We start from the raw sequence: 25,915 nt of genomic DNA, 5'->3' as shown, positions 1-25,915 counted from the left end.
ATGGCGGCAAGCGGTTGTTGTTCGACCGCGCCGCCCTGTGCCGTACCGCTTCGAACGACCTTCAGGTACGCCCAGTCTTCATGCGAGCCGCAACAAGCAACGAGATCAGACAGCCCACACCAAGGTAGGCCGCGACCGGATGCCACGAGCCGCCTGCCAGATTCACTAGCGCGACCGCGATGAACGGCGTGAAGCCGCCGCCCACCACACTCGCCACCTGATATCCAACGCCCGCGCCGCTATAGCGATACTCGGTGCCGAACAGTTCGGTGAACATCGGTTGCTGCACGCTCACGACCATGTCGTGTGCGACGTTCGCCAGCAGCACGGCAAACACCACGATCCAGACCGTCGAGCGCGCATCGAGCGCGACGAAGAACGGCACTGCGCCGAGCACGCCGAGCGTCGCGCCGAGCATATAGATGCGCCGGCGGCCGAAGCGATCCGCGAGCCACGCAAAACACGGAATCGTCACGCAACTCAGCGCGCCCACCAGCAGCCCGATGCCAAGAAAGAACTCGCGCGGCATGCCGAGATTCGCTGTCGAATAGTTCAGTGCGAACGCGGTGACGATATACATCGTGAACAGCTCCGCGAGACGCAGCGCGATGATCAGCAGGAACGCCTTCGGATGGCGCAGCAGCGCTTCGACGATCGGCGCGCGCAGCCGTCGCTCGCCGTGCTCGCCGACCTTCTCGACGAACTCGCGCGACTCGGCCATGCTCGAGCGGATCCATAGTGCGACCAGCACGAGCAGCACACTGAACAGAAACGGCAGACGCCAGCCCCACGCGATAAACGACGCATTGTCCATCGACCGGCTGATCAACGACACAAGGCCAGTCGACAGCACGAGCCCCACGCCGTAACCGACCTGCACGCCGCTGCTGTAAAACGCCTTGTTGCGCTCGGGCGCGCTTTCGACGGCCATCAGCGCCGCACCGCCCCATTCGCCGCCGACGGCAAAGCCCTGGATCGCGCGCAGCGTCACGAGCAGCACAGGCGCCCACCAGCCGATGCTCGCGAACGACGGTAACAGCCCAATCGCGGCGGTAGACAGGCCCATCATCGCGACCGTTACCACCAGCATGCGCTTGCGGCCGAGCCGGTCGCCATAGTGGCCGAAGATGAAGCCGCCTAGTGGACGAAACAGAAAACCGACACCGAACGTCGCGAATGCGGCAAGCGTGCCCATCGCGGGGCTGACCTTCGGGAAGAACTCGGTATTGAACACGAGCGCGGCGACGATGCCGTACAGCAGGAAGTCATACCAGTCGACGACCGCACCGACAAAGCTGCCGAGCGCAGCCTTGCGCGCCTCGTTGCGAGTGCCGGCAGGGTTCGCCGATGAGGTGTCTGTCGTAGGCTGAGGGCCAGCTGCGATGGGCATTGCGAGGTCTCCTGATGTGATGTTCCAGCAAGCGCGCCGTGCTTTCGTCCAGACTCACGGTCGCGCTGCGTCGCGGCGCAGTTGCGTAGAGTAATGCAGCGTATCGATGCCGGCCATCAGCAGCAGCTGGCAGTTCGCTGAGAGTCAGCGTACGCCCGGATGGCGTGTTGCTGACCACGGTCCGTCGCAAGTATTCGCTGGATGACCTCGTTGCCCAATGCAGCACAAAAGCGCCTTTCCCGAGCGACATGACTGCATGGGGTGACGCCAGGCCGGTGGGGCGTGAAGCACGGTGAGGCGAGTCTGGTTCGAGCGAGGCGACGGTTTATTTCACCACCCAAAATCAATCGCAAACGATTCCCCGGAGCGCTTGATCCGCCCAACATAGGGCGTTTCAAAGTGCGCCGGCAGCAGCAACACATTCTCGGACGCACAGAACTCCAGCAGCTCGCGACGCGATTTCGCCGACATTGCCTTGTCCCAGCACACTCTGCTGCTCCAGTTCCAGAACGGCACCTGCACCGGCGAATGCATGATGTCGCCCGAGAACACACCGCGCTCGCCCTGAGAGTTCAACTCGATGCGCACGTGGCCAGGCGAATGACCCGGCGCGGGACGTAAGGTGAGGCAGTCGACAAACTCCTGCACGTCGTCGACAAAGTAAGCCTTGCCCGCTTCGACAATCGGAAAGATTGAATCCTCGAATACCGCTTTGAGAAACGGGGGACTGCCTGGATTAGCGGCTTCTTCTTTTGCAGCCTCGAACTCGGTCCGGGAAATAACGTACTTCGCGTTTGGAAACGTGGGTACCCAACGACCGTTGGCGAGCCGCGTGTTCCAGCCGACGTGATCCACGTGCAGATGCGTACAGAGCACAAAATCGATATCTTCCGGGCTCACACCGCAGTCCGCCATGCGCTCGAGATAGCGATTCTCGAGCATGTGCATTTCCCCAATGCCAGGCCGCGACTTGTGGTTTCCCATACACGTGTCGATCAGGACGTTATAGCTTCCCACCCTGAGCAGCCAGCTATGCACCGGCATGGCAAAGTGACCGCTCTCCGGGTTGTAGTGCGTCGGACATAGCCAGTGTTCGTGAGCCCTGACTGCCTCGCGATCGAAGTCCGGGAACCATGACTGCATCGTTTCGCCAAGCAGATAACTGTCGAGAATTCGACAGATCTCGATGTTGCCGACCTTACCGACTACGTTCCTTAGCATGCGTATCTCCGGTTCATGTCCAGTCCGTGCCATTCAAGCTCGCACGACATTCACTCGCTGCTAGTCCATTCGACATTTGCGCCGATCGAGCGCAGGTTCTCGACAAAACGCGGATGCGCTCGCCGGATCGGCAGCGCATTCATGATCTCGGAGCGTCCTTCGATACTGGCCGCAACCATCAGCAACGCAATCGCCACGCGAATAATGTACGGACTCTCGACGCGCGCCGGGCTCAAAGCAAGGCCGCCGAACGTGATCAGCCGGTGCGGGTCGGATAGGAACACATGCGCACCGAACTTCGACAGCTCGCTGGTCCAGCCCATCGCGCCGTCGTAGACCTTGTTCCAGAACATCGCGCTACCCTCGGCTTTCACGCCGAGCGCGACGAAGATCGGCAGCAGGTCGACCGGGAGATAAGGCCACGGCGCGGCCTCGACCTTGGTGAGAATATTCTGCGTGAACGGTCGGCGTACCCGCAGCGGACCGTTGCTCAGCGCACGCGACCAGCCGTCACGATGCTCGACGGTGACACCGAACTTCGCGAATGTTCTATCGATCAGCGGGAACTGCTCGGGGGCGGAGTTTTTGACCACGATATCGCCGCCGGTGATCGCACCGAGCGCGAGAAACGTGGCGATCTCGTGGAAGTCCTCGCTGAAGCGAAACTCGCCGCCGCCAAACCGTCGGCCGCCCGTCACGCTGAGCCGCGACGTACCGATGCCTTCAATGCCGACGCCAAGCATGGCGAGAAAGCGGCAGAACTCCTGCACGTGAGGTTCCGATGCCGCGTTGACGAGCGTCGATGTTCCTTCGGCGGCGGCCGCGCACAGCGCGAAGTTCTCGGTCGTGGTAACCGATGCGTAGTCCAGCCAGTGATCGTTGGCGGCCATGCGCTGTTCGTTATGCACGAGCAATGAATCGCCGGTGCGTTCCACCCGCGCACCGAATCGTTCGAACACTTCGACGTGCGGGTCGATCTCGCGCACGCCGAGCGTGCAGCCCTTCACATCGCTCTCGAGCCGTGCCACGCCGAAACGCGCCAGCAGCGGCGGTACCAGCATGATCGATGAGCGCATCTCTTCGGGCAGCCTGTGTGTTGCCGGATCGAAGGTGGTCGCGCTGTGATGCAGGTCGAGGATGCCGCTCGAAAAATCCACCGACACCGCGCTGCCGAGCGTGCGGAAGATGTCGAGAATCTTTCTGACATCGGTGATATCGGGTACGCCGATCAGGCGCACAGGTTGATCGGTGAGCAGCGTGGCGCAAAGGATCGGCAGGACAGCGTTCTTGTTGGCGGATGGCGTGATTTCCCCGCGTAGCGGGGCGCCGCCGTGGACGATCAGATTGGACATGGTGGAGACGGTTCGGGAAATGAGGACGTGAGGCCGATATCATGCCATCGCAGCGGGAAAGTCGCTGCAAATCACCCGGCGTCTTCGCAAAGATCATCGCGAATGCGCGGGCCGCTTCTTCTCCTGTCGCAAGGTCTGCGCGACCAGCGACCTGAACCATCGATGGCCCGCATCGTTGTGTCGTCGTGCGTGCCAGAATTGCTGCACGGTCAGGTCGGGCAAGCTGATCGGCAACTGGAACACGTCGACGTCGGCCATTTTGGAGAACAATTCCGCGAGTTCGTCCGGAACCGCGGCAATCAGATCGGACGTCGCGACAAGACTCGGCACCGCCAGCAGATACGGTACCTCAACACCGACGTGTAGCCGCGCGCCATGCCGGCGTAATTCCTTCTCCAGCAACTGGTTCGTGATCGCGAGCGTGCCCGAGACGACATGCTCCGCTTCGACGAACTGCTGCAGCGTCAACGATACGCGCCGCCGCGACTTGCCACCGCGCACGATGCCGACCAGCGACCGCTCGAACAGCGGTTGCTGATGCAGGCTATCGCCCAGCCTGCCGAGGTAGCCGATCGCCAGATCGATCTTGCCGTCCTGCAAGGCGCCCGCCAGTTCGAGCGATGGCAACTGGATCGGCTTGAGCGTCGCGAGCGGCGCCTGTTGCTTGATCGCGGCGAGCAGCCGTGGCAGCAACACGATCACACCCATGTCGCTGAGACAGACGGAGAACGTCCGACGCGTCGTCGCTGGATCGAATGCGACGTTGCTCCAGATCTCTTCCTCCACCACGGCCAGCACACGGTCCACGCCCTCGATCAAACGTTCGCCGATCTGCGTCGGCGCCATTTCGCTGCCGGCGCGGACGAACAGATCGTCCTGGAACGTCGTCCGTAGTTTCCCCAGTGCGTGACTCACAGCAGGTTGCGTAATGCCAAGCCGCTGCGCGGCGCGCGACACGCTGCGCTCCTTGCCCAGCGCCTGAAGCACAAAAAGGAAGTTAAGGTCGCGGGTCGTCATCATGAACTCAATTCATTTTCGATATGAATTTCATTGTATGGATTTATAGAGGTATCCGCACTATCTTTGGCGCAAAGCATGAAACCCAGGAGACAGGAATCAGATGGATTGCGATGTCATCATTGTTGGCGGAGGCCCAGTCGGTCTGTATCTCGCGGCTGCACTCGGGCAGCGCGGCGTGCGCGTCGAACTTTTCGAAGCGCGTGACGGAACCAGCCGGCATCCGGCCGCCAACGCAAATAGCGCGCGGACGATGGAGCATTTCCGGCGCATCGGCGTATCGAAGAGGATCCGCTCGCTCGGCTTGCCGACGGACTACGCCCCCGATGTCGCCTACTTCACCAGCATCACCGGTCACGAACTCGCGCGCCTGCATCAACCGCCGTCAGGCGAAGCCGAGCGTTGGGCGCAGTTGCACGCGTTCACGTGGCCGACGCCCGAGCCGCCGCATCGCTGCTCGCAACTGTATGTCGAGCCTGTACTGCTGGATGCGGCGCGCGCCTGTTCGACGGTGAAGGTGCATTTCAGCGCACGCGTCGTCGACTTCGTACAAGGCGCCGATTCGGTGACGGCGACCGTGGTCGACACCATCGACGGCGCCGAAGCCTCTCCGCGTCGGGTACGCGGCCGCTATCTGGTGGGCTGCGACGGTCCGCGCAGCTTCGTGCGCAAGACGCTGGACATCCGCTATAGCGGCGTCGCCGGTGAGAAGCGCGAGTTCATGGGCGGCCTGATGGACGCCGTCTACTTTTATGCCCCCGATCTGTATCGCGTGTCGCCGCATGCGCCGGCGTGGCAGTACTGGACTTTCACGCCGAAGCAGCGCGCGCTGATGATCGCCGTCGACGGCAAAGGTCATTTCATCATCAACGTTCAGGCGCGCGAGGGCGAGAGTGCCGATGCCGAGGCGATTCGCTCGCGCATTCGCGAGGCGATCGGCGCGGAAGTGCCGTTCGAGATCCGCAGCACGTCGCGCTGGACCGCGGGCTATACGCTGGTTGCCGATCGATTCGCAGCGGGCAATGCGTTGCTCGCGGGCGATGCTGCGCACCTGTTCACGCCGACGGGCGGCCTCGGCTACAACACCGGCATCGACGACGCGGCGAATCTCGCGTGGAAAATCGAGCTTGCGATGCGCGGCGAAGGCGGCGAAAGGTTGATCGACAGTTATGACGCGGAGCGCCGGCCAGTCGCGTTGCGCAATACTGCATTTGCACGCGCGTTCGCCGACAGTATCGGCCACGTGTCGGTGCCGGCAAACCTGCTCGATGACGACGCCGCCGGCGCTGCATCGCGCGATGCACTGGGCGACTATCTGCAGTTTCATGCGAGCTTCGAGTTCGCGATTCCCGGTGTCCACCTCGGCACGCGCTACGAAAGCTCGCCACTGACGACACCCGAAGACGGCGTGCCACCTCCCGACAATCCGAATCTGTACGCGCCCTGCGCGCGTGCCGGACATCGCGCGCCGCATGTGTGGATCGCCGACACGTCGCTTTACGACTGTTTCGGCGCCGGCTTCACGTTGCTGTGCACGGGCGCGCGCGCGCTGACGGCACAGGATCAGCGCACGGTCGATGCCGCGCGCCTGACGCATGCCGCGCTGAGCGTCGTGTGCACCGACGATCCGCAGGTGAAGGCGCTCTATAGCGCGAATTACGTGCTGATCAGGCCCGACCTGCATATCGCATGGCGCGGCGACGCGCTCGAAGAACATCTGCAAATCGCCCTGGATCGTGTGCTCGGTCGTAACGAACACGCGGCTGACACCGCACCGTCGATCGCGCAACGACCCGCGGCCTGAACAGGCATGCGTCGCAGCAGGCGGTGCCGGACGTATCGCCCATAACAATCATCGGAGACATTCATGCACGCGAACGCAACGTCGGCAACGTCGGGGGAGGCCGCGCGGGCGGACACCGGTCGGCCGACGGCTATCCAGATCGTGACACTCGTACTGTGCTTCCTCGTGGTAGCCGCCGATGGTTTCGATGTCGCGAGCGTTAGCTATGTCGCGCCGCTGCTCAGGAAGATGTGGTCGCTGACGCCGGCAGCGTTGGGGCCGATCTTTGGCGCGGGTCTGTTCGGCCTCGCGGTCGGCAGTTTCGTGTTCGGTCCGCTCGCGGACAAGATCGGACGCAAGCGCGTAATCGCGCTGTCGTTGCTGCTATTCGGCGCGGGCAGCCTGGCGTGTGCGGCTGCGCCATCGGCGGGCTGGCTGATCGTGCTGCGCTTCCTGACCGGTGCAGGACTTGGCGGCGCGATGCCGAACGCGATCACGCTGTCGTCCGAATTCGCACCGCCGCGAAACCGCGCGCTGCTCGTCACGCTGATGTTCTGCGGCTTTACGCTCGGGCTCGCGTTCGGCGGTGCGGTGGCGTCGGTGCTGATTCCGTCGTTTGGCTGGCAGGGGGTGTTCGCATTCGGCGGCCTGTTTCCGCTGGTGCTGGCGCCGTGCATCTGGCTCTGGCTGCCTGAGTCGTTGCGCTTCATGGCGGGCAAGCCACGCTACGCGCGTGAAGCACAACGGGTGGCGCAGCGTCTCGGTGAAGCGGCACATGCGCTTCTGCAAGGCACGCACACAAAGGCCGGCGATACACCTCGCGAGCGTGTCATCGGTCTGCTGTTCAGCGCGCAATATCGCGCCGGCACAGCGCTGCTATGGCTCGCGTTCTTCTGCACGCTGTGGGTCTACTACCAGATCAGTAGCTGGTTGCCGCTAGTCATCACTAGCGCCGGGATCGACCCGGTTCACGCCGCCCGCGTGGTCGCGATGATGCCGCTCGGTGGCACGATCGGCTCGCTCATCAATGCGCGTCTGATGGACCGTCGCAATCCGTTTCTGGTGCTCGCCGCGTCGTATGCGATCGCGGCCGTGGCGATCGCTGCGATCGGCGTGTCAATCCATCTGCCGTCGCTGATCTATTGCTCGGTGTTCGTCGCCGGATATGGCCTGTCCGGCGCGCAGACTGCGGCGAACGTGCTAGTCGCCGGCTTCTACACCACGGCCGCGCGCGCCACGGGTGTGAGCTGGGCACTCGGCGTCGGCCGTATCGGATCGATCTTCGGCTCGATGACAGGCGGCGTGATTCTCGCGTGGTTCGGCCGGGTGGAGCCGGCATTCATCGCGTTCGCGGTGCCCGTCGTGCTGGCCGGCGCAGCGATGGTCATCGCCGGTCGGCTCTATCCGCGGCGCAGTCTCGATGAACGCGCGCCGGCTGCAACGCCAGCAACGTCATCGGGTCATTGATTCGCAGATCGGTTGATTCACCACGAAAAACAAAAGGAGGGGAGACATGAAACTACGCGTGTTGTCGTTGGCCGGGCTTGCCGCCGGTCTGCATCTGGGCATCGCCTCGGCACAAAGCAGCGTCACGCTGTACGGCATTCTGGACACAGGAATTGAGATGGTCACGCACGCCGACGCAGCAGGCGACCGGATCGTGCGCATGCCCGGCATCACCGGCTCGATGCCTTCGCGCTGGGGACTTCGCGGGAGAGAAGATCTCGGCGGCGGGCTGGCCGCGATTTTCACCCTCGAAGACGGCTTTAACCCGCGGGCCGGCGACATCAATCAGGGAGGACGGCTGTTCGGTCGTCAGGCGTGGGTCGGTCTGTCGAGCCCGTACGGTGCACTGACATTCGGGCGTCAGTACACGATGACGTACTGGGCGATCGTCGATTCCGACATTCTCGGCCCCGACATCTACGGTGGTGTCGGTTCGCTCGATGCGTACGTGCCCAACGCTCGCAGCGACAACACGATTGCGTACAAGGGTACGTTTGCGGGATTGACCGCCGGGGCGACGTGGTCGTTTGGACGCGATTCGGCGGGCACGGGCAATTCGCCGGGGCAGGGCACCTGCGCGGGTTCGTTGCCGGGCAATGCGCAGGCCTGTCGCCAGTGGTCCGTGATGCTGCGCTACGACGGCGATAACTTCGGCGTGGCGAGTGCCTATGACGAGCAGCGCGGCGGCCCCGGCGCGGCGGCCAACCTGTTCAACGGCGCTGCGCCATTGCCGCTGACGGCGAGCGGCGACAAGGACGTGCGAATGCAACTCAACGGCTACTACAAGCTTGGCTCGTTCAAGGTCGGTGCGGGCTGGCTTGGCCGTCACGTCGAGACCGTATCGCCTGCTGTGCCGGGCGTTCATACCGACATCTGGTACGTGACTGCGAGCTACTTCGTCACGCCGGCCGCCATCATCGACGGCGGAGCGTACCGGACGATCGATTCGCAGCAGGACACGCGCGGCACGATTGCGACGCTGCGCGGCACCTATCTGCTGTCGAAAGCGACGGCGGTATATCTGCAGAGCGGCTATCTCTTCAACAGCGCCAAAGCGAAGTACACATTGAGCCAGGGTGGTCCCGGCGCGACACCGGCGGCGGGCATTGGGCAACTCGGCGTAATGGCAGGCATTCGACACAGCTTCTGATTCCATCGATAGGGAGAACCGGTCATGACAAACAAGATGAGCTGGCGATATGTTGCCGCGAAGGTTGCAACGGGCGTGCTGCTGCTAGCCGCGCTCGATGCATCGATGTCGGCGTCGGCGTCGGGCCCCGGCGCGGGCAGCCTGACGATCGTCGAATCGGGCGTGCTCGTGGGCGGCGCGCCGGACGCGTCGGGTGTGGTGAGCTACAAAGGCATTCCGTACGCGGCGCCGCCGGTGGGTCCGCTGCGCTGGCGCGCACCGCAGCCGGTCCAGCCGTGGTCTGGCGTGCGCAATGCGCAGCAATACGGCCACACGTGCTGGCAGGGCACGGCGTTCGGACCGGTCGATAACAGTCAGGCAAGCGAGGATTGTCTGACGCTCAATGTCTGGAGCGCAGCGAAAGGACCGGGCGAACGACGGCCCGTGATGGTCTGGCTGCATGGTGGCGGCTTCCAGTTTGGCACCTCGGGCGACCCGCGTTGGGAAGGGGCCAGTCTCGCGAAAAAAGGCGTGGTAGTGGTGTCGATCAACTACCGGCTCGGTGTGTTCGGCTTTCTCGCGCGAACCGATCTCGACAGTGAAGCGCCCGGCCAATCGTCCGGGATGTACGGCATCGAGGACATGATCGCGGCGTTGCGGTGGGTCAAGGCGAACGCAGTGGCTTTCGGTGGCGATCCGGGCAACGTGACCGTATTCGGCGAATCGGCGGGCGCGCATACGGTCGGCATCCTGATGGCGTCGCCGATCACGGGCGGGTTGTTTTCCAAAGCGATCGCCGAGAGTGGTGCATTCTGGGAAAGTCCGAAAGGTGTGATGGCGAGCCACGCGGCGGCGTTGCAGATCGGTGGGCAACTCGGTGCGGCGTCGGGTGGTCCGCAGACACTCGCAGCGCTACGCGCGGCACCGGCCGCGCAATTGATGGCCGATCCGACCGAGCCCGCGTATAGCCCAAGCATCGATGGTTTCGTGCTGCCGACGGATCCCGAGACGCGCTTCGCGCGCGGACTGCAACGCGACGTGCCGTTGCTCGAAGGCCAGAACGCCGACGAAGGCACGATTTTCGCTGCGACGTCAGGCATCCCCGGCAATTCGGCGCAGGATTTCATCGCGGCTGCAACGACGGCATTCGGCGCATCGAACATCGATCGGTTTCTGCAGCTTTATCCCGCCGCGAGCGATGCGCAGGCGCAGCAGTCGCAGGTATTGCTCACCGGCGACCTGGTGATAGCGTCGCAAACCTGGCAGATGGCCAACCTGCATCTGAAGACGTTGCACGCGCCGGTCTATTCGTACTACTTCAGCCAGACGTCGGCGTATAACCCGCTGCCGATCCACGTCTCCGAAGTGCCCTACGTGTTCGGCGATCTGGTGCCGAACGGTCATGGCACACCAGGCGCAAGCGACGTGGCGCTGTCCGATGCCATGTCGTCGTACTGGACCAACTTCGCGAAGACCGGCAATCCGAACGGCGCAGGCTTACCCGGCTGGCCGACGTATACCGGCGCCGGTGGCACGGTGATGGGTCTCGCGACACCGTTGCAGCAGCAAGCCGAAGTCGGCACCGCGCGCTTTGCGTTTTTGAACAGCTTCCGGACACCGGGCAATCTGGGTTTTCATTTTTAACCTCATCGGGAAAGAAGGAGCAGGGACATGCGTTTCATCAGTTTCGAGAAGAATGGCCGGTCGATGCTGGGCGTTCGGGAGGGCGAGCACGTGCGGGTGATCGGCGAGGTATCGCTGGAAGCGCTGCTCACGCAGGGTGTGGATCTGACGGCCTATGCGCGTGCGCATGCCGGCGACGAGCGGCTGGCGATCGATGGCCTGAAGCTGTTGCCGCCGCTCTCGCGGCCGTCGAAGATCATATGTGTCGGCCTGAATTTCGCGGACCACACGTCCGAGAGCAACTATCAGCAACCCGACTATCCGACGCTGTTCTTCCGCGTCGCGACGAGTCTTGTTGCGCATGGCCAGCCGATCGTTCGACCGGCGGTCGAGGATTGCGACGGCGTCGATTACGAAGGCGAGATCGCGGTCGTGATCGGGCGCGGCGGCCGGCATATCCGTCTTGAAGATGCGCTGTCGCATGTCGTCGGTTACTCGCTGTTCAACGACGGTTCGATCCGTGAATACCAGTTCAAGACACCGCAGTGGACCGTGGGCAAGAACTTCGATGCGACCGGCGCGTTCGGGCCCGATCTCGTTACCGCGGACGAACTGCCCCCTGGTGTCGAAGGGTTGCGTCTGGAGACGCGCTTGAACGGTCAGGTCGTGCAGTCGGCCAGCACCGACGAGATGGTGTTCAACGTCGCGAGCCTGATCAGCATCATTAGCGAAGCCATCACGCTGGAGCCGGGCGACGTGATCGTCTCCGGAACGCCATCGGGGATCGGCTGGGCACGTCAGCCGAAGCTGCTGATGAAGGCGGGCGACGTATGCGAGGTGTCGGTCGAAAAGATCGGCACACTGCGCAACGTGATCGCCGATGAGGTCGTTTTGTGAGCTCACGCATTGCGTATCGTTCAGGGAGAACATCATGTCTGCCTCTGTAGCCGACCATGCTGCCGTTCATTCAATCGATCATTTCGCGCTCAACGTACCCTCGCTCGACGAAGCTCGCCGCTTCTACACGACGTTCGGCCTCGACGCGCGCGATGCCGCGAATGCCGGGGAAGCGTTCGAGCTTTACGCCGCCGATGGGCATCGCTGGGCGCGCATCCTGCAGGCTGGGCGCAAATCGCTGGCGTATCTGTCGTTCGGCTGTTTCGCCGCCGACCTTGAGCGGCTGCATCGACAGATTGCGAGCACAGGCGTGGAAGTATCGACGGATGCAGAAGGGCTGTGGTTTCGCGATCCCGATGGCAATACCGTGCAGGTGAAGCCGGCTCCGAAAACCAGCCCGTCGGGCAAGACGCCTTCGCTGCTCGCAGGTGTGCCGGCGAATGCGCGTGGCTCGCACGCGCGCTCCGAGTCGGTGCCGGTCAGGCCGCGCAGGCTGTCGCATGTGTTGCTGTTCAGCGCGGACGTGCTCGCCGCGCTCGACTTCTACGAACGTGCGCTCGGATTGCGGCTCTCGGACAGATCGCGCGACATCATCGCCTTCACGCACGCGCCTCACGGCAGCGATCATCATCTGGTGGCGTTCGCCAAAAGCGCCGCACGCGGCTGGCATCACTGCGCGTGGGACGTCGACGACATCAACAGGGTCGGCGAGGGCGCGGCGCAGATGGCCGCGGCAGGTTACACGAAGGGATGGGGCACCGGCCGGCACGTGCTGGGGTCAAATTATTTTCACTACGTCGAAGATCCGTGGGGATCGTTCTGCGAGTATTCGGCGGATATCGACTACATCTCGGCGGGCGAACAGTGGGATGCCGGGGACTTCCCGCCGGAGGATTCGCTGTACCTCTGGGGGCCGGCTGTGCCCGAGAATTTTGTCAGGAATAGCGAGTGCGGAGAAGAGAAAGAACCGGTGCGGCATTCCTCGTCATCGCCCACTCCGTGATTGCGACTTGATAAAGTCCACAAAAACTCTAAGCGCCGCCGGCATCTGGCGGCGGCTGTTGTAGTACAGCCTGGGGCCTGCGAACTCCTCCTGCCAGTCGTTCAGGACCCGCACCAGTCTGCCGTCGGCGAGCGGCTCCGCGACGAATTCCTCGAAGGTGAACAGGATGCCGAGGCCGGCCACCGCGCCAGCCACTTCCACGTCGGACGACTCGCTTGCGAGGCGACCATCCGGCACGACGCGGACGATCTCCTTCTTGCGTTTGAGCTCCCAGACGATTCTCCGCCCGCTACCGAACATGTGTCGAATACAGGCATGCTCGTTCAAATCGCGTGGGTGCGCGGGCACCCCATGGCGGGCGAGGTAATCCGGCGCCGCCACTCCCACCAGGCGTTGTCGCGCGGGCCCGATGGGGACAGCGATCATGTCGCGCGCGAGGTGCTCTTCATAACGCACGCCGGCATCGCAGTTGGCCGCAAACACATCTACGAGCCCTTCGGTGACGGTGACTTCCATGCGGATCGTCGGGTGGGCGACGAGGAAGGCTGACGCAATTTGCGGAAGCACATGCCGGGCGACGATACCCGGAACGTCGAGCCGCAGGGTCCCTGTCGCCTGGTCACCCATTGCAATACTGTCGAACGCGGCGTCGAGTTCGGAAAGCGCCGGGCGCAATCGCTCCAGCAACTGCTGACCGGCTTCAGTGGGCGTGACGCTGCGCGTTGTCCGGTTCATCAGACGGACGCCCTTGAGTTTTTCGAGGCGTTGAATGGCGTCGCTGAGCGAGGACGCAGACAGCCCGTTCCTGAGCGCAGCGAAACGGAAACCGCCTGCCTCGGCGACGAGCGCAAACATCTTCATATCAGTCAGATCGGAGATATCCATTGTTCTCTCTCCCGTACGGCTCGTTCTTCTCAGGACGGGTTATCGAATGAGCGCTGCAGGCGCATAGTGAAGTCACATTATCGAACGGGAACACTGATGAAACATCGCAAGCTCGGATCTACGGGTCCCACTGTGTCCGCTATCGGACTGGGTTGTATGGGAATGTCGGATGCATACGGACCGGCCGACCGATCCGAAAGTATCGCGACAATACAGGCCGCGCTCCACGACGGCGTAACGCTGATCGATACCGGTGACTTCTACGCCTCCGGGCTCAACGAATTGCTTATCGCAGAAGCGCTGAATGGTATTGCGCGCGACCGCTATCAACTCTCGGTCAAGTTTGGCGGCGTGCGCGATCCGGCTGGAGGATGGGGTCCCATGGACGGTCGTCCCGAGGTTGTCCGGAATTATCTGGCCTATTCGCTTCGTCGTCTCAACGTGGATCACATCGATATCTATCGGGTGGGCGGCCTCGACCGATCGGTTCCGATCGAAGACACGATAGGCGCGCTGGCGGACTGCGTTCAGAAAGGCTGGATCAGGCACATCGGACTGTCCGAAGTCGGAGAGGACACGATCCGTCGTGCGGCAGCAGTGCATCCTGTTGCCGATTTACAGATCGAATACTCGCTGTTGTCGCGCGGGATCGAAGACAGGATATTGCCGACGTGCCGCGAACTCGGTATTGCGATTACCGCCTACAGTGTGCTGTGCCGCGGTTTGCTCAGCGGACACTGGCATCCAAACGGGACAACTGACTTTCGATCCATCAGTCCGCGGTTTCAGGGCGACAACCTCGCTGCAAACCTGCAACTGGTCGAGCAACTTGCTCGGGTCGCTTCGACGAAAGGCGTGACGACCACCCAGTTAGCGATCGCCTGGGCGCTCGCGCAGGGCGAGGACATCATTCCGATCGTCGGCGCCCGTCGACGCGAGCGTCTTGCCGAGGCGCTCGGCAGCCTCGATGTAACCCTCTCCGAGGACGATCTTGTTTCCATCGAACGTGCCATCCCGAAGGGTGCGGCGAAGGGGGCACGATATCCCGAAGCAATGCTGGAACATCTGGACAGCGAACGGAACGGATCTGCTGTTTCGTGAGTTCGACGGCGTTGAGAGATCGCCTTGCTGCTGATCCGTGCTGGCTTGCGCAGCCATCGCGATAGTCTATTAATATACCGACTGCTTTCCACAAATAACGACTGGACTTCTGGGCGCACGGGTCGTTGGTCGCTCGACGACGGTTCGTCCATCCCACACGCGCGTTCCTTTCCCTTTACCGTGTCTGGGGGGCGTGGCCATGAAGGTGCAGTCGATAGCGGTATCGGTGGGTGTCGGTGTAGCGATCGCGTCGATGAGCGGATGCGGGCACGGCGACAGACATTCGCCACCCCCTGTCTCGAGCGGCGCAGGCTTCATCAAGAGTTTCCAGATCATTTCGAGCGTGCCCGCTTTCAATGGCGCGACGCCTGCCGGTGCGGCAGGCCCGTACCAGGTGATCACCGCCGTCGTACACGGCGAACTCGATCCGAACAATCCGCTCAATGCGGACATTGTGAACATCAAGAACGCGCCGGTCGGCAGCGATGGTGACGTCGCCTATTCGACCGACGTCGTCATCCTGCGCCCGCAGAGCGCATCGACCGCGACACGCGTACTGTTCTACGACGTGGTGAACCGCGGCAGCAAACTTGGCGTGGGGTCTTTTGTGGGTGGCGGCGCGCTCGACACCGGTGCGGCGCCGCCGTCGAGTTTCCCGTCGCTGCTGAGAAACGGCTATACGATCCTGTGGAGTGGCTGGCAAGGCGATATTCCGCTCAACGGAAGTAGCACGACAGCGGGCGCGGGTTTGCTCGGCGTCACCTTTCCTGTTGCGACGAACCCGGACGGAACACCGATCACCGCCATGAGCCGCGAGGAATTCATTCCGGACTACGCCGGCGGATCGCCGACCACCATTCCGCTGACCTACCCGCCGACCAATCTGTCCGACACGGCATCGGTCACGTTCACCGCGCGCCAGTCGTGGCTCACTGCCTACGGCAGTATTCCGGGCGGCGTCGAAACCTATACCGCGCCATCGCAGCCAGTGGCGACGTGGCGCTACATCAGCACGCCAGACAACGTCTATGAAGGCAACTATTCAGTGTCGTTCACGCCGCCCGCGAGCGTGCCTGGCCCGAACGGCACGCAAGTTTCACCCGATGCCGGGACCATCTACAGTTTTGTTTATCGGGCCGCTGCACCGACGGTCGACGGGATCGGCTTCGCTGCGTTGCGCGATCTGGTGTCGTTCCTGCGTTACGACGCCACCGATGCACAAGGCGTCCCCAATCCGCTCGACGATCTGAAAAACGCCGCATGTGTTGCATCGTCGTGCTCGACCAGCACGAACTTCGATATCGCGATCGGCGAGGGTATTTCGCAGTCGGGCCGTTTCATGAAGGACTTTCTGTATCAGGGCTTCAATGTCGACAGCAACGGCAAGATTGTGTTCGATGGCATGTTCCCGATCATTTCGGCCGCTCGCCGTACGTGGACCAATGCGGACTTCGCACAGCCGGGGAGATGGTCGAAGCAGCATGAGGATCACTTCATGCCCGGCTTCCAGTTCCCGTTCACTTACGCGACCACGACCGACCCTGTGAGCGGGGCGACCGACGGCATCCTGAAGCAGTGCACGGCGACCAACACCTGTCCGAAGATCATGCAGCTCGATGGCGCGTTCGAATGGTGGGGCGGTGCGGCGTCGCTCGTCGTGACCGACGGGCGTGGCAACGATATCCAGTTGCCGCAGAATGTCCGTTACTACCTGGTGCCGGGGACCCAGCACGGCGGCGGCAGCGGTGTGACGACCGGCAATTTCACTGTGCCTGCAGCGGGGAGTCAATGTCAGTTGCCGGGATCGCCGGTTGAGGAAACGCCGGTGGAGCGCGCGCTGATTCCTGCGCTTGTCAACTGGATCGGCCAGGGCACGCCGCCGCCAGCCTCGCAATATCCCACGGTCGCCTCCGGCACGCTGGTCGAACCGACCCAGATCGCGGTGGGCTTTCCGTCGCTGACCAACGTGAAGGTGCCGAGCGGAGCGGCCGCTACCCCCACGCTGCTGCAACTCACTTTCAATGGCGAATACAACCAGTTGTTCGTCACCGACTTCAGCAATGCGGTGCCGGTCGTGAACGCCGCGCAGGCTTATACGATTCTTGTGCCGAGTGTGGATTCGAACGGAAATGAGACGTCCGGCGTGCTGGTGCCCGACGTCAGCGTGCCGCTCGCGACCTATACCGGCTGGAACTACCGCGGCGCGGGCCATGCGATCGGCGACGGCTGCATTTCCAACGGCTCGGCGATTCCGCTTGCGGTGAATGCCGCTGCGCAGGCGGGCGGCACCGATACGCGTGCCACGCTGGCGACCCTCTATGGAGGCAGCCGATCGAAGTACCAGGCGGCGGTCGCGGCCGCGGCGAATGCACTCGTCAGTCAGGGCTATCTGCTGCAGGACGACGCGAATAACGTCTTCATTGCAAACGCGGGCAGCGTTTCTGCCACGCTGTTGCCGCAACCTTGAAATCTGGTCGGCCCACAGCTAACGCGTCGCTTGAGCTTTCGTTCCATCGGTGTCGCTATCCGATGGAGCGGACGAACGCAGTCCGGCCATCACGAGATCGAGCACGCGGCCGACCTGTTCTTCATCGGCCGACGCTGTCGCAGCGACAACCGAGCCGGCCAGGCTCAAGGTGAGATCGTCCGCTCGAATCCCACTGCGGATGCTGCCGTCGCGCGATCCCGCTGACAGAAACTTCTCGATGGTCTCGTTGATCCGGATGCGCGTCTCGGAGACGGTCCCGGAGCGAAACGTCATTGCGATCCTTAGCGCATCGTGCATGGCATGTTTGGTCGCGACGAACTTTGCATAGCGGTCCATCCACTGGCGCATCGCGTCCGCGCCCAGATGCCTCGCGAGAAGCTCCTCGGCCTCGAGATCCAGCGCGTCGAGTTCAGAGCTGTATACCGCCTCGACTAGCGCCTCTTTCGTGGGGAAATGACGGTAGAGCGTGCCGATTCCCACGCCCGCCGCCCGGGCGATGGCCTCCAGCGAAGTCGTGCTGGCAGCAGTCGAGAACAGCCTGCGCGCCTCGACGACGATCTGCTCGCGGTTCTTGGTTGCATCGGCGCGTTGGCGAGATGGCATTGACAAGCGGAGGATCCTCCGGTTAAGGTGATGAAAAACGGAGGACCCTCCGCCAAGGTGTGATTATAGGAGAACCCTTGATGTCCCGGCATACTTCGAGACCTGCTGCCCGTGCGGGAAGCTATCCCCTGGGCGCCCACGAGGTCGCACGGATCGGCTTCGGCGCCATGCAACTCCAGCGAAGTGCCGACACGCCGGCAGAGGCGCTCGAACTTCTTCGGCATGCCATCGATCTCGGCGTCAATCACATAGACACCGCTCAGTTCTACGGCAACGGTTTCGTCAACAGGACGATCGGTGAACTGCTTCGCGAGGCGCCGCAGATTGTCGTGGCGACCAAGGTTGGGGCCGATCCCAATCCTGGAGGGAGATTCCACCTCAGACCGGCACAGCGCCCGGAACAATTACGGGCCAGCGTCGAGGACAATCTCCGCAGCCTCGGCGTAGACCAGCTTGCGGTCGTCAATTTGCGTCGTCTGGACGTCGGCCCTGGCATCGCCGCCGAAGGTGACCAGATCGTCGATCTCGATGACCAGCTCGCCGTGATGATCGCCATGCGACACGAGGGCAAGATTGAGGCGATCGGACTCAGCGCCGTCGATCTCAATGGACTCAGGCGCGCCATCCCCGCAGGCATTGTGTGTGTTCAGAACGCCTACAGCATGATCAGCCGGCAATACGAAGACATGCTCGACCTGTGCGCCGATCACCAGATCGCATGGGTGCCATTTTTTCCACTGGGAGGCGCTGGTTTTGCTGAGTGGCCCAAGGTGATCGACCAGCCGAAGGTTATCCAGATTGCCGCGCGGATGGGCGTCGAGCCATCCCAGCTCGGGCTCGCCTGGTTGCTGGCTCACAAGCCGAATATCCTGCTCATCCCAGGCACCTCGAGCCTTTTGCATCTCGAAGAAAATGTCGCTGCGGCGTCGATAGCGTTCGACCGCGATGTTCTTGCCGAGCTTGATGCCAACGACGCCAAAGCCGCTCAGGCACCTCACGGAGTCAGACTGTGACCGATCAATCGACGGATCAGCCGCTTACCGCCAAGGCCGTTACATACAAAGGCCCGGGCGGCTATGAGGTCATCGAAATCCTGGAACGTCAGGTCCGGCCACCTGCGGATGACGAGGTTCGTATCGAGGTGAAGGCGGCCGCGGTCAATCCGACAGACCTGCTTCTCCGTGCCGCGGGCGCAGGCGATCAGACGTCGTTTGTTGTGCCCGGTATGGATGCTGCGGGGATCATCGAATCTGTCGGGCCGGGCGTATCGCGCCTGCATCCCGGAGAGGAGGTGATGGCGGCCGTCATGCCGCGGCGCCCTGAAGGGGGAGCGCAGGCACAGTACATCGTGGTGCCTGCCGCCTCAGTTGTTCGGATACCTGAAGGTGTATCCATAGCGGAGGCCGCGACCCTGCCGATGAACGGGTTGACTGCATTCCGGGCGCTCGAACTGGCTGCCTTGAAGAAAGGGCAATGCCTGGCCGTGAGCGGCGGCGCCGGGCTTCTCGCGCACTACGCAATCGCGGTCGCGAAACGGCAAGGAATCAAGGTCATTGCCGATGCGAAGCCGGAAGAAGCCGAACTGGTACGCAGTTACGGCGCAGATGTTGTGATCGAGCGTGGGTCGAGCTTTGCAGACGCCGTTCGTCACGCGTTACCAGAAGGCGCTGACGCCCTGCTCGACACGGCCGTCCTTGCAGAAAGTGCTTTTGGCGCCGTTCGTGATGGGGGCGTCTATATCCCGGTTCGCGGCTGGGGAGGCAAGCCGGCCGAGCGCGGAATCAGGATTGCGCCGGTGTTCGTGGTCGAGGCGCTCGAGCGTACCGAGTGGCTTGAACAGCTCCGTGACATGGTCAGAGCAGCAGAGATCAGGCTGCGCGTCGCAGCGGAATACCCGCTCGAGCAAATCGCTGACGCGCAGCGCTCACTCGAAGCCGGGGGGCTGCGCGGCCGGCCGGTCATTGCCTTCTAGCGTCCTCATCGCCACCGTAGTCGGGTAGCTTCAGCGAATTGTGCGCCTGGCTGGAGTGTTCGCTGTGCGATGAAGTACCTCCGGATGACGACTCGTTGATATACTACATACGCAATATTGATTTTTGCGGCAATGCACCATATCATTGAGTCACTTGTTCACTCAATCTTCTGGGGCTGCAAATGGATCTGCTTTCTCTTTCACTGCTTGGGGTATCCGTTGTAGGGTTAGGCGCTGCCGCGACGATTCTTTTGACGAAGTGGGTCCCGCAGCCGGTCGCCGAACTGGCGGCGGAGCATGGCCGCTTCGTCGGCCTCGGCGAAACGGTGTCGACGCAGGCGCCGGCAGCAGCAACGACGCCGTATCGCGCGCATGTTCAACAAGAGGCGATGAATGTCGTCAGAACTTCAAACTGAAGCAGTGGCGAGTCCGCTCACACTCTCGCTCCAGCCGATCAACGCAAGCGTCAGCCTGCGCGATCAGGCCTACGTGATGCTGCGGCAGGCCATCGCCGACGCAGACATCTATCAGTCACACGATGAAATCCGCCTCGACGAGCGCGTGCTGAGCGAAACGCTCGGCGTGAGTCGCACGCCGGTGCGTGAAGCGATGACGCTGCTCGAGCAGGAAGGTTTTCTGCGGATGGTGCCGCGTCGCGGCATCTATATCGTGCGCAAGAGCAAGCGCGAAATCGTCGAGATGATCCAGATGTGGGCCGCGCTCGAAAGCATGGCGGCGCGTCTTGCCACGCTGCATGCGACCGACGAGGAAATCGCCCGTCTGCGGCACATGTTCGACAATTTCCGCGATGCGACGCCGGCCGAACATATCGCCGAGTATTCGGATGCGAATATCGCGTTCCACCAGGCGATCGTCGAGTTGTCGAAGTCGCAGATCATCCTCGAGACGATCAAGAACATCTTCATTCACGTCCGCGCGATCCGCCGCATGACCATTTCGCAGAGCGACCGCGCATCGCGTTCGATCGTCGATCATCTGCGCATCATCGAAGCACTGGAGCAGCGCGACACGGAACTGGCCGAGCGGCTCGTGCGCCAGCACTCGCTCGATCTTGCAGCGTTCGTCGAAGCGAACTGCGACTTCCTGGATTGAAGAACCGGCGGCCTCTGTGCCGTGCAGGGTGTAGCAGCGAATCAGAACAGAAGGCCGACGGCAAATTACCGTCGGCCTTTTTTTACGTGGCGCAACGACTCGTCACGCCGACGCCGTACCCCTTCAGTTGCCCCTCGCCCGACATTCGCGGGTATCCCGTCTTTTCCCACTTGGTAAATCGGCGCCATGCACTGCGGGAAACCCTGCACTTGACGCAGAATGGAATGTAGTATGTGATATATCAACGACGCAGAATGCATGAAGATACTCGATATTTTTCCCGACGGCAGGTCGTCGGGATTTGGTGATTAACCGCCGAAACCCAGGCAGGACGGGCAGAGGCGCCATCTGCAACGGCATCTGGTGGCTGAGATCGAGCCTGAGCGCAGCTGATATATCACATTCTGAATTGCCTTGGACAGGCCAGCCGCCCAGTGGCGGGGCGTCGCTAAAGCGGGCACGTCCGTCGACAACCGTTATTCAACCGATTGGCCAGGAGACGACATGAGCAAAGCACTCGACGGTGTGCGCATTCTCGATTTCACGCATGTGCAATCGGGCCCGACCTGCACGCAATTGCTGGCGTGGTTCGGCGCCGATGTGATCAAGGTGGAGCGGGCCGGCGCCGGCGATATCACGCGCGAACAGTTGCGCGACATCCCCGACGCCGACAGCCTCTACTTCACGATGCTCAATCACAACAAGCGTTCGGTGACGATCGACACGAAGAACCCGGAAGGCAAGCAGGTGCTCGAAACGCTGATCCAGAAATGCGATGTGCTGGTCGAGAACTTCGCGCCGGGCGCGCTCGACCGGATGGGCTTCACCTGGGAGCGCATCCAGGAACTGAACCCGCGCATGATCGTGGCCTCGGTGAAGGGCTTCGGTCCCGGCCCCTACGAAGACTGCAAGGTCTACGAGAACGTTGCGCAGTGCGCGGGCGGCGCGGCCTCGACGACTGGTTTCGACGATGGTCCGCCGGTCGTCACCGGTGCGCAGATCGGCGACAGCGGCACAGGCCTGCATCTCGCGCTCGGCATCGTCACCGCGCTGTACCAACGCGTGCAGACCGGGCGTGGGCAGAAGGTGCTCGCGGCGATGCAGGACGGTGTGTTGAACCTGTGCCGCGTGAAGTTGCGCGATCAGCAGCGGCTCGAACGCACGGGCGTGATGAAGGAGTATCCGCAATATCCGAACGGCACCTTCGGCGAAGCGGTGCCGCGCGCGGGCAATGCATCGGGTGGCGGTCAGCCGGGCTGGATCCTGAAGTGCAAGGGTTGGGAAGCCGATCCGAATGCGTACATTTACTTCATCACGCAAGCCCCGGTGTGGGCAAAGATCTGCAACGTGATCGGCAGGGAGGAATGGGCCACCGATCCCGACTACGCGACGCCCGCTGCGCGTCTGCCGCATCTGAAGGACATCTTCGCCGAGATCGAACGCTGGACGATGACGAAGACCAAGTTCGAGGCGATGGACATCCTCAACCGCTACGACATTCCATGCGGCCCGATCCTGTCGATGAAGGAGATTGCCGAAGAGCCTTCGCTGCGCAAGACCGGCACGATCGTCGAAGTCGACCATCCGGTGCGCGGCAAGTATCTGACGGTCGGCAATCCGATCAAGCTGTCCGACAGCCCAACCGAGGTGAAACGTTCGCCGCTGCTCGGCGAACACACGGATGAGGTAATGACCGAACTCGGCTATTCGACGGAACAGATCGGCGCATTGCGCGCGGCCGGTGCGATTTGAGCGGCCATGCCGCAAGGAGAATGCTGTGGATACATGGATGCGTTTCATGTCGAACGATGGCGGTGTCGTGTTCGGTCGTGTCGAGAATGGCTATCTGCACGAATACGACAGCCTCGATCAGCCTGTGCCGACCGGCGCTGTGCTATCGCTGCGCACGCTTACGCCGCTTGCACCGTGTGCGCCCGGCAAGGTCGTTGCGTTGTGGAACAACTTTCATGCGCTGGCCGCGAAACTCGACAAGCCGGTGCCATCACACCCGCTCTTTCTGCTGAAGCCGCCGGGTTCGGTGATCGGTTCCGGCGCAGCGATTCGTCGGCCCGCGCACTACGCGGGAAAGATCGTCTACGAGGGTGAGCTCGGCATCGTGATCGGCCGGCGTTGTCGCAATGCGACCGTCGATGAAGCCGCGGCCGCGATCTTCGGCTACACGATCGTCAACGACGTAACCGCCGCCGATCTCCTCAACGAGAACCCGCATTTTCCGCAGTGGTGCCGCGCGAAGGGCTTCGATACGTTCTGCTGCATCGGTCCGGCGATCCTGTCCGGCTTCGCGTGGCGCGACGCGCGTGTGGTGACGACGCTCGACGGCGTCGAGCGGCAGAACTATCCGCTGGCGGACATGGTGTTCTCGCCCGCCGAGCAGGTGAGCCTGATCTCGCAGGACCTGACGCTCGAACCGGGCGATGTGATTGCATGCGGTACCTCGCTCGGTGTCGGCTCGATCAAGGACGGGGCGACGGTGGCGGTGTCGATCGAAGGAATCGGGACGTTGAGCAATGTGCTTGCTGTGGGCGGGCAGGATGTCGCTGCGGCGAACGCGGCGGCGGTGCCGGCCTGAGCGCGCCGGAACATGGCACGCAGCATGGGCAATCTGACGCGACGGTCGCGGACCGTGGTGCTGTTTGGCGGCTCGGCGGGGCTCGCTACGATGGTGGGTGGCTTCGCTCGTTACTTCGCAGACGCGACGACGCCCACGCTGCAGCGTGTCGCGGTTTGTACTGCGATCTTCATCGGTGCACTGCTGCTGGCGGCCTCACTCGTTGCGTTTTGCAAACTGCGCGGCACGCTCGAGGCACACGCTATCGCGCGGCCCGGCGACAGTCTCGTCGATTTCGCCGCGCTCGCATTGTGTGTGTGGCTCGGTTATGGATTCGCCACCGCACCGGCCCAGATGCCTGCGCTAGCCGCGCTTCTCGCAATGGGCGCGCTTGCCGCCGCGTTGGGTGCGCATCGAGTAGTACTGGCCGGCACGTTGACGACGCATGCTCATCTGCGATGCCCGTCATCTGGTCAACGCGTGCAGTCGCGCCTGCGCTTCGAGTGGCGCGACGTCGACGCGCATGCACGCGCGGGCGACGGCTGCATGCAACCGTGGAAACTCGAAGCCACCATAAACGGCGCGATCCGGCGAAATACACACCGGAGCGTAACAAAGCGTCGCGATCGTCAGCAGCAACGTTATCGCGCGATGCGACGTTGATCGAACCCGGAGAAATAGTCGAGAAAAATCGACGCCCGCGCAGGGTGCAACAGCGGGCGCCGCAGATAAACAGACAAGCAGGCGTTCAGAAGCCGGAAGCGGACTCGCAGTAGTACAGGGTCTTCTTGCGCAAGATCAGCTGCGCCAGGAAATCGGCGTCATAGGCCTTATGAAGATGCGCATGAAACCGCTCGATATACGCCGTGATCCGCGCCGTTTCGCTCGGGAATTCGTTGAGCGCGTCGAGCGTACTGCGATCCCAACGGAAGCGCAGGCCAAGGTCGCTAAACGCGGCGTTGTAAGCGCTCAGATGCGCATCGTCGGGACTGCCCGCGCTAACGCGAGCGGCACGCGTGGTGACATGAGACACCGTCGAAGCGTGATTCATGGTCGGACTCCTCTGTGGACGAGTGAATGAACTCGACTCCAGCATAGAGTCCGCGATGGATTTGCAATAGTTAAAGTTTTATTGGAATTTCATAACCTATTGCTTATGAACGCTCAGCGACTTCACGCTCGTGATCTGTTCGATCAGCTTCGCTCCTTCCTCCATCAGGAAGCGCTTGAACGCAACCGCGACCGGCGGCAGCCGCTTGTTCTTCCGGTGCACAACATACCAGTTGAGCATCACCGGAAAGCCTTCGACATCGAGCACGACCAGGTGTCCCACCTGCAGTTCGAGGCTGATCGTATGCGCGGACAGAAACGCAATGCCCATACCGGCGATCACCGCCTGCTTGATCGTCTCGGTGCTCTTGATCTCCATCGCGATCTTCAGATTGGTGAGCCGGCCCGCAAAACCTTCTTCCATCGAATTCCACGTGTCCGAGCCGCGCTCGCGCACGATGAACGCTTCATTCGCGAGCTGACTCATCTTGATGTTGCGCTTGTGCGCAAGCGGATGATTTGGCGCGGCGACGATCACATACGGATGCGGCGCAAACGATTCGTTGATCGCATCCATTTCGTGCGGCGGACGCACCATGACCGCGAGATCGGTCTGGTTGCTTGCCAGTTGATGCAGCAATTCTTCGCGGTTGTGCACCGCGAGATTCAGCACCACGCCGGAATAACGTCGCGTGAATTCCGCGAGCAAGCGCGGAAAAAAATAGTCGCCTGCGCTGATCACCGCGACGTTGAGCTTGCCGCCGGAGATGCCCTTCAGCTGGCTCATCGCTTCGTCCACTTCGTGGAACTGCTGGATGATCGCGCGGCTGTAATGCAGCATCTCGGTCCCGGCGGGCGTCAGGTAGATCTTCTTGCCGAGCTGTTCGAAAAGCGGCAGCCCTGCGTGTTCTTCGAGTTGGCGCACCTGGGTGGAGACGGCGGGCTGTGTGAGATGGAGTTCCTCTGCGGCACGCGAGAAGCTCAGATGACGAGCCACGGTCTCGAACACCTTCAACTGGCGCAGCGTGGCGTTTCTCATCGTGATGCCCGATGTATAAGCAGATGTGAATCCTGATACTAACAAACTTTAATTATCGTTAATTCAGCATAGACCCTAGGATGAATCGATGAATTTGTATCGGTTCAATACGCGGTTGAACGAGCGGGGCCGCCAATGGCGGGCACAACTATAAGGTGGGGCGCATCTAGCACG

At 62.3% G+C, this 25,915-nt stretch carries 24 protein-coding genes; 16 read left to right on the top strand and 8 right to left on the bottom strand.

All coding sequences use genetic code 11. The features are described 5' to 3' along the window. Nucleotides 1-61 precede the first annotated feature (61 nt). On the bottom strand, nucleotides 62-1,390 hold the full coding sequence (shiA, locus tag M0D65_RS13770) for a shikimate transporter (RefSeq protein WP_266253163.1): 1,329 nt from the start codon (nucleotides 1,388-1,390) through the stop codon (nucleotides 62-64). 137 nt (nucleotides 1,391-1,527) lie between these two features. On the opposite strand from shiA, the gene M0D65_RS33120 reads away from it, so the two are divergent. After that, nucleotides 1,528-1,686, top strand: coding sequence for a MazE protein (locus M0D65_RS33120; RefSeq protein ID WP_308076667.1), 159 nt, complete (start codon nucleotides 1,528-1,530; stop codon nucleotides 1,684-1,686). A gap of 34 nt (nucleotides 1,687-1,720) precedes the next feature. Here the strand turns inward: M0D65_RS33120 and M0D65_RS13765 are convergent, their stop codons facing one another. The 3 genes from M0D65_RS13765 to M0D65_RS13755 form a co-directional block, all read right to left on the bottom strand. Next, nucleotides 1,721-2,611 carry an MBL fold metallo-hydrolase gene (locus M0D65_RS13765; RefSeq protein WP_266253162.1) on the bottom strand — a complete coding sequence of 297 codons (891 nt, stop codon included), beginning with the start codon at nucleotides 2,609-2,611 and terminating at the stop codon, nucleotides 1,721-1,723. Between the two features lie 50 nt (nucleotides 2,612-2,661). Beyond that, nucleotides 2,662-3,963, bottom strand: a complete 1,302-nt coding sequence (locus tag M0D65_RS13760) for a UDP-N-acetylglucosamine 1-carboxyvinyltransferase (RefSeq protein WP_266253161.1) — start codon at nucleotides 3,961-3,963, stop codon at nucleotides 2,662-2,664. Nucleotides 3,964-4,056: 93 nt separating this feature from the next. Further along, nucleotides 4,057-4,983: a LysR substrate-binding domain-containing protein gene (locus M0D65_RS13755; protein ID WP_245811352.1), complete on the bottom strand. Its 927-nt coding sequence runs from the start codon at nucleotides 4,981-4,983 to the stop codon at nucleotides 4,057-4,059. A gap of 100 nt (nucleotides 4,984-5,083) precedes the next feature. On the opposite strand from M0D65_RS13755, the gene M0D65_RS13750 reads away from it, so the two are divergent. The 6 genes from M0D65_RS13750 (at nucleotide 5,084) to M0D65_RS13725 (ending at nucleotide 12,921) form a co-directional block, all read left to right on the top strand. Further along, nucleotides 5,084-6,784 (top strand): FAD-dependent monooxygenase, encoded by a 1,701-nt coding sequence (locus tag M0D65_RS13750; RefSeq protein ID WP_266253160.1) that lies wholly within the window; start codon nucleotides 5,084-5,086, stop codon nucleotides 6,782-6,784. A 63-nt stretch (nucleotides 6,785-6,847) separates the two neighbouring features. Beyond that, entirely contained in the window at nucleotides 6,848-8,230 is a 1,383-nt protein-coding gene (locus M0D65_RS13745; RefSeq protein ID WP_266253159.1) for an MFS transporter, read from the top strand. Nucleotides 8,231-8,276: 46 nt separating this feature from the next. Then, a complete protein-coding gene (locus tag M0D65_RS13740; RefSeq protein ID WP_266253158.1) occupies nucleotides 8,277-9,419 on the top strand; it encodes a porin in 1,143 nt (380 codons plus the stop codon). A 24-nt stretch (nucleotides 9,420-9,443) separates the two neighbouring features. Then, entirely contained in the window at nucleotides 9,444-11,042 is a 1,599-nt protein-coding gene (locus tag M0D65_RS13735; RefSeq protein ID WP_091007968.1) for a carboxylesterase/lipase family protein, read from the top strand. Between the two features lie 27 nt (nucleotides 11,043-11,069). Then, on the top strand, nucleotides 11,070-11,918 hold the full coding sequence (locus tag M0D65_RS13730; protein WP_091007966.1) for a fumarylacetoacetate hydrolase family protein: 849 nt from the start codon (nucleotides 11,070-11,072) through the stop codon (nucleotides 11,916-11,918). A gap of 34 nt (nucleotides 11,919-11,952) precedes the next feature. Then, the gene (locus M0D65_RS13725; RefSeq protein ID WP_266253157.1) at nucleotides 11,953-12,921 is read left to right on the top strand and encodes a VOC family protein; all 969 of its coding nucleotides are present in this window, start codon (nucleotides 11,953-11,955) and stop codon (nucleotides 12,919-12,921) included. Here M0D65_RS13725 and M0D65_RS13720 read toward each other — a convergent pair. Further along, a complete protein-coding gene (locus M0D65_RS13720; RefSeq protein ID WP_266253156.1) occupies nucleotides 12,904-13,806 on the bottom strand; it encodes a LysR family transcriptional regulator in 903 nt (300 codons plus the stop codon). The two genes, M0D65_RS13725 and M0D65_RS13720, sit on opposite strands and share 18 nt — an antisense overlap. 96 nt (nucleotides 13,807-13,902) lie before the next feature. Here M0D65_RS13720 and M0D65_RS13715 point away from each other — a divergent pair, with 96 nt between their 5' ends. Both M0D65_RS13715 and M0D65_RS13710 read left to right on the top strand, forming a co-directional pair. Next, on the top strand, nucleotides 13,903-14,907 hold the full coding sequence (locus M0D65_RS13715) for an aldo/keto reductase (protein ID WP_266253155.1): 1,005 nt from the start codon (nucleotides 13,903-13,905) through the stop codon (nucleotides 14,905-14,907). Nucleotides 14,908-15,106: 199 nt separating this feature from the next. After that, on the top strand, nucleotides 15,107-17,374 hold the full coding sequence (locus tag M0D65_RS13710) for an alpha/beta hydrolase domain-containing protein (RefSeq protein WP_266253154.1): 2,268 nt from the start codon (nucleotides 15,107-15,109) through the stop codon (nucleotides 17,372-17,374). Between the two features lie 18 nt (nucleotides 17,375-17,392). Here M0D65_RS13710 and M0D65_RS13705 read toward each other — a convergent pair whose 3' ends face one another. After that, entirely contained in the window at nucleotides 17,393-17,998 is a 606-nt protein-coding gene (locus M0D65_RS13705; RefSeq protein WP_266253153.1) for a TetR/AcrR family transcriptional regulator, read from the bottom strand. An 80-nt stretch (nucleotides 17,999-18,078) separates the two neighbouring features. Between M0D65_RS13705 and M0D65_RS13700 the strand changes: the two genes are divergently transcribed. From M0D65_RS13700 to M0D65_RS13670, 7 genes are all read left to right on the top strand, one after another. After that, nucleotides 18,079-19,011, top strand: a complete 933-nt coding sequence (locus M0D65_RS13700; protein ID WP_266253152.1) for an aldo/keto reductase — start codon at nucleotides 18,079-18,081, stop codon at nucleotides 19,009-19,011. Continuing rightward, nucleotides 19,008-19,970, top strand: a complete 963-nt coding sequence (locus tag M0D65_RS13695; RefSeq protein ID WP_266253151.1) for an NADP-dependent oxidoreductase — start codon at nucleotides 19,008-19,010, stop codon at nucleotides 19,968-19,970. Before M0D65_RS13700 ends, M0D65_RS13695 begins: the two co-directional genes overlap by 4 nt. A 182-nt stretch (nucleotides 19,971-20,152) precedes the next feature. Then, complete coding sequence (locus M0D65_RS13690) at nucleotides 20,153-20,386, top strand: hypothetical protein (protein WP_266253150.1); 234 nt, start codon at nucleotides 20,153-20,155, stop codon at nucleotides 20,384-20,386. Beyond that, nucleotides 20,364-21,083 (top strand): GntR family transcriptional regulator, encoded by a 720-nt coding sequence (locus M0D65_RS13685; protein WP_091007943.1) that lies wholly within the window; start codon nucleotides 20,364-20,366, stop codon nucleotides 21,081-21,083. Before M0D65_RS13690 ends, M0D65_RS13685 begins: the two co-directional genes overlap by 23 nt. Nucleotides 21,084-21,587: 504 nt before the next feature. After that, nucleotides 21,588-22,835 (top strand): formyl-CoA transferase, encoded by a 1,248-nt coding sequence (gene frc, locus M0D65_RS13680; RefSeq protein ID WP_266253149.1) that lies wholly within the window; start codon nucleotides 21,588-21,590, stop codon nucleotides 22,833-22,835. A 25-nt stretch (nucleotides 22,836-22,860) separates the two neighbouring features. Continuing rightward, nucleotides 22,861-23,673 (top strand): fumarylacetoacetate hydrolase family protein, encoded by an 813-nt coding sequence (locus tag M0D65_RS13675; RefSeq protein ID WP_091007938.1) that lies wholly within the window; start codon nucleotides 22,861-22,863, stop codon nucleotides 23,671-23,673. Nucleotides 23,674-23,685: 12 nt separating this feature from the next. Beyond that, entirely contained in the window at nucleotides 23,686-24,315 is a 630-nt protein-coding gene (locus tag M0D65_RS13670; protein WP_266253148.1) for an NAD(P)(+) transhydrogenase (Re/Si-specific) subunit beta, read from the top strand. An 85-nt stretch (nucleotides 24,316-24,400) separates the two neighbouring features. On the opposite strand, the gene M0D65_RS13665 is transcribed toward M0D65_RS13670, so the two are convergent. Both M0D65_RS13665 and M0D65_RS13660 read right to left on the bottom strand, forming a co-directional pair. After that, entirely contained in the window at nucleotides 24,401-24,703 is a 303-nt protein-coding gene (locus tag M0D65_RS13665) for a hypothetical protein (protein WP_266253147.1), read from the bottom strand. A 96-nt stretch (nucleotides 24,704-24,799) separates the two neighbouring features. Beyond that, nucleotides 24,800-25,747: a LysR family transcriptional regulator gene (locus M0D65_RS13660; RefSeq protein WP_091008904.1), complete on the bottom strand. Its 948-nt coding sequence runs from the start codon at nucleotides 25,745-25,747 to the stop codon at nucleotides 24,800-24,802. Nucleotides 25,748-25,915: the final 168 nt, after the last annotated feature.

It is taken from the genome of Paraburkholderia sp. CHISQ3, assembly GCF_030464945.1.
Classification (GTDB): Bacteria; Pseudomonadota; Gammaproteobacteria; order Burkholderiales; family Burkholderiaceae; genus Paraburkholderia; species Paraburkholderia megapolitana.
Note: the sequence above shows the minus strand (reverse complement) of the source record. Positions and strands in the feature narration are given on the sequence as shown.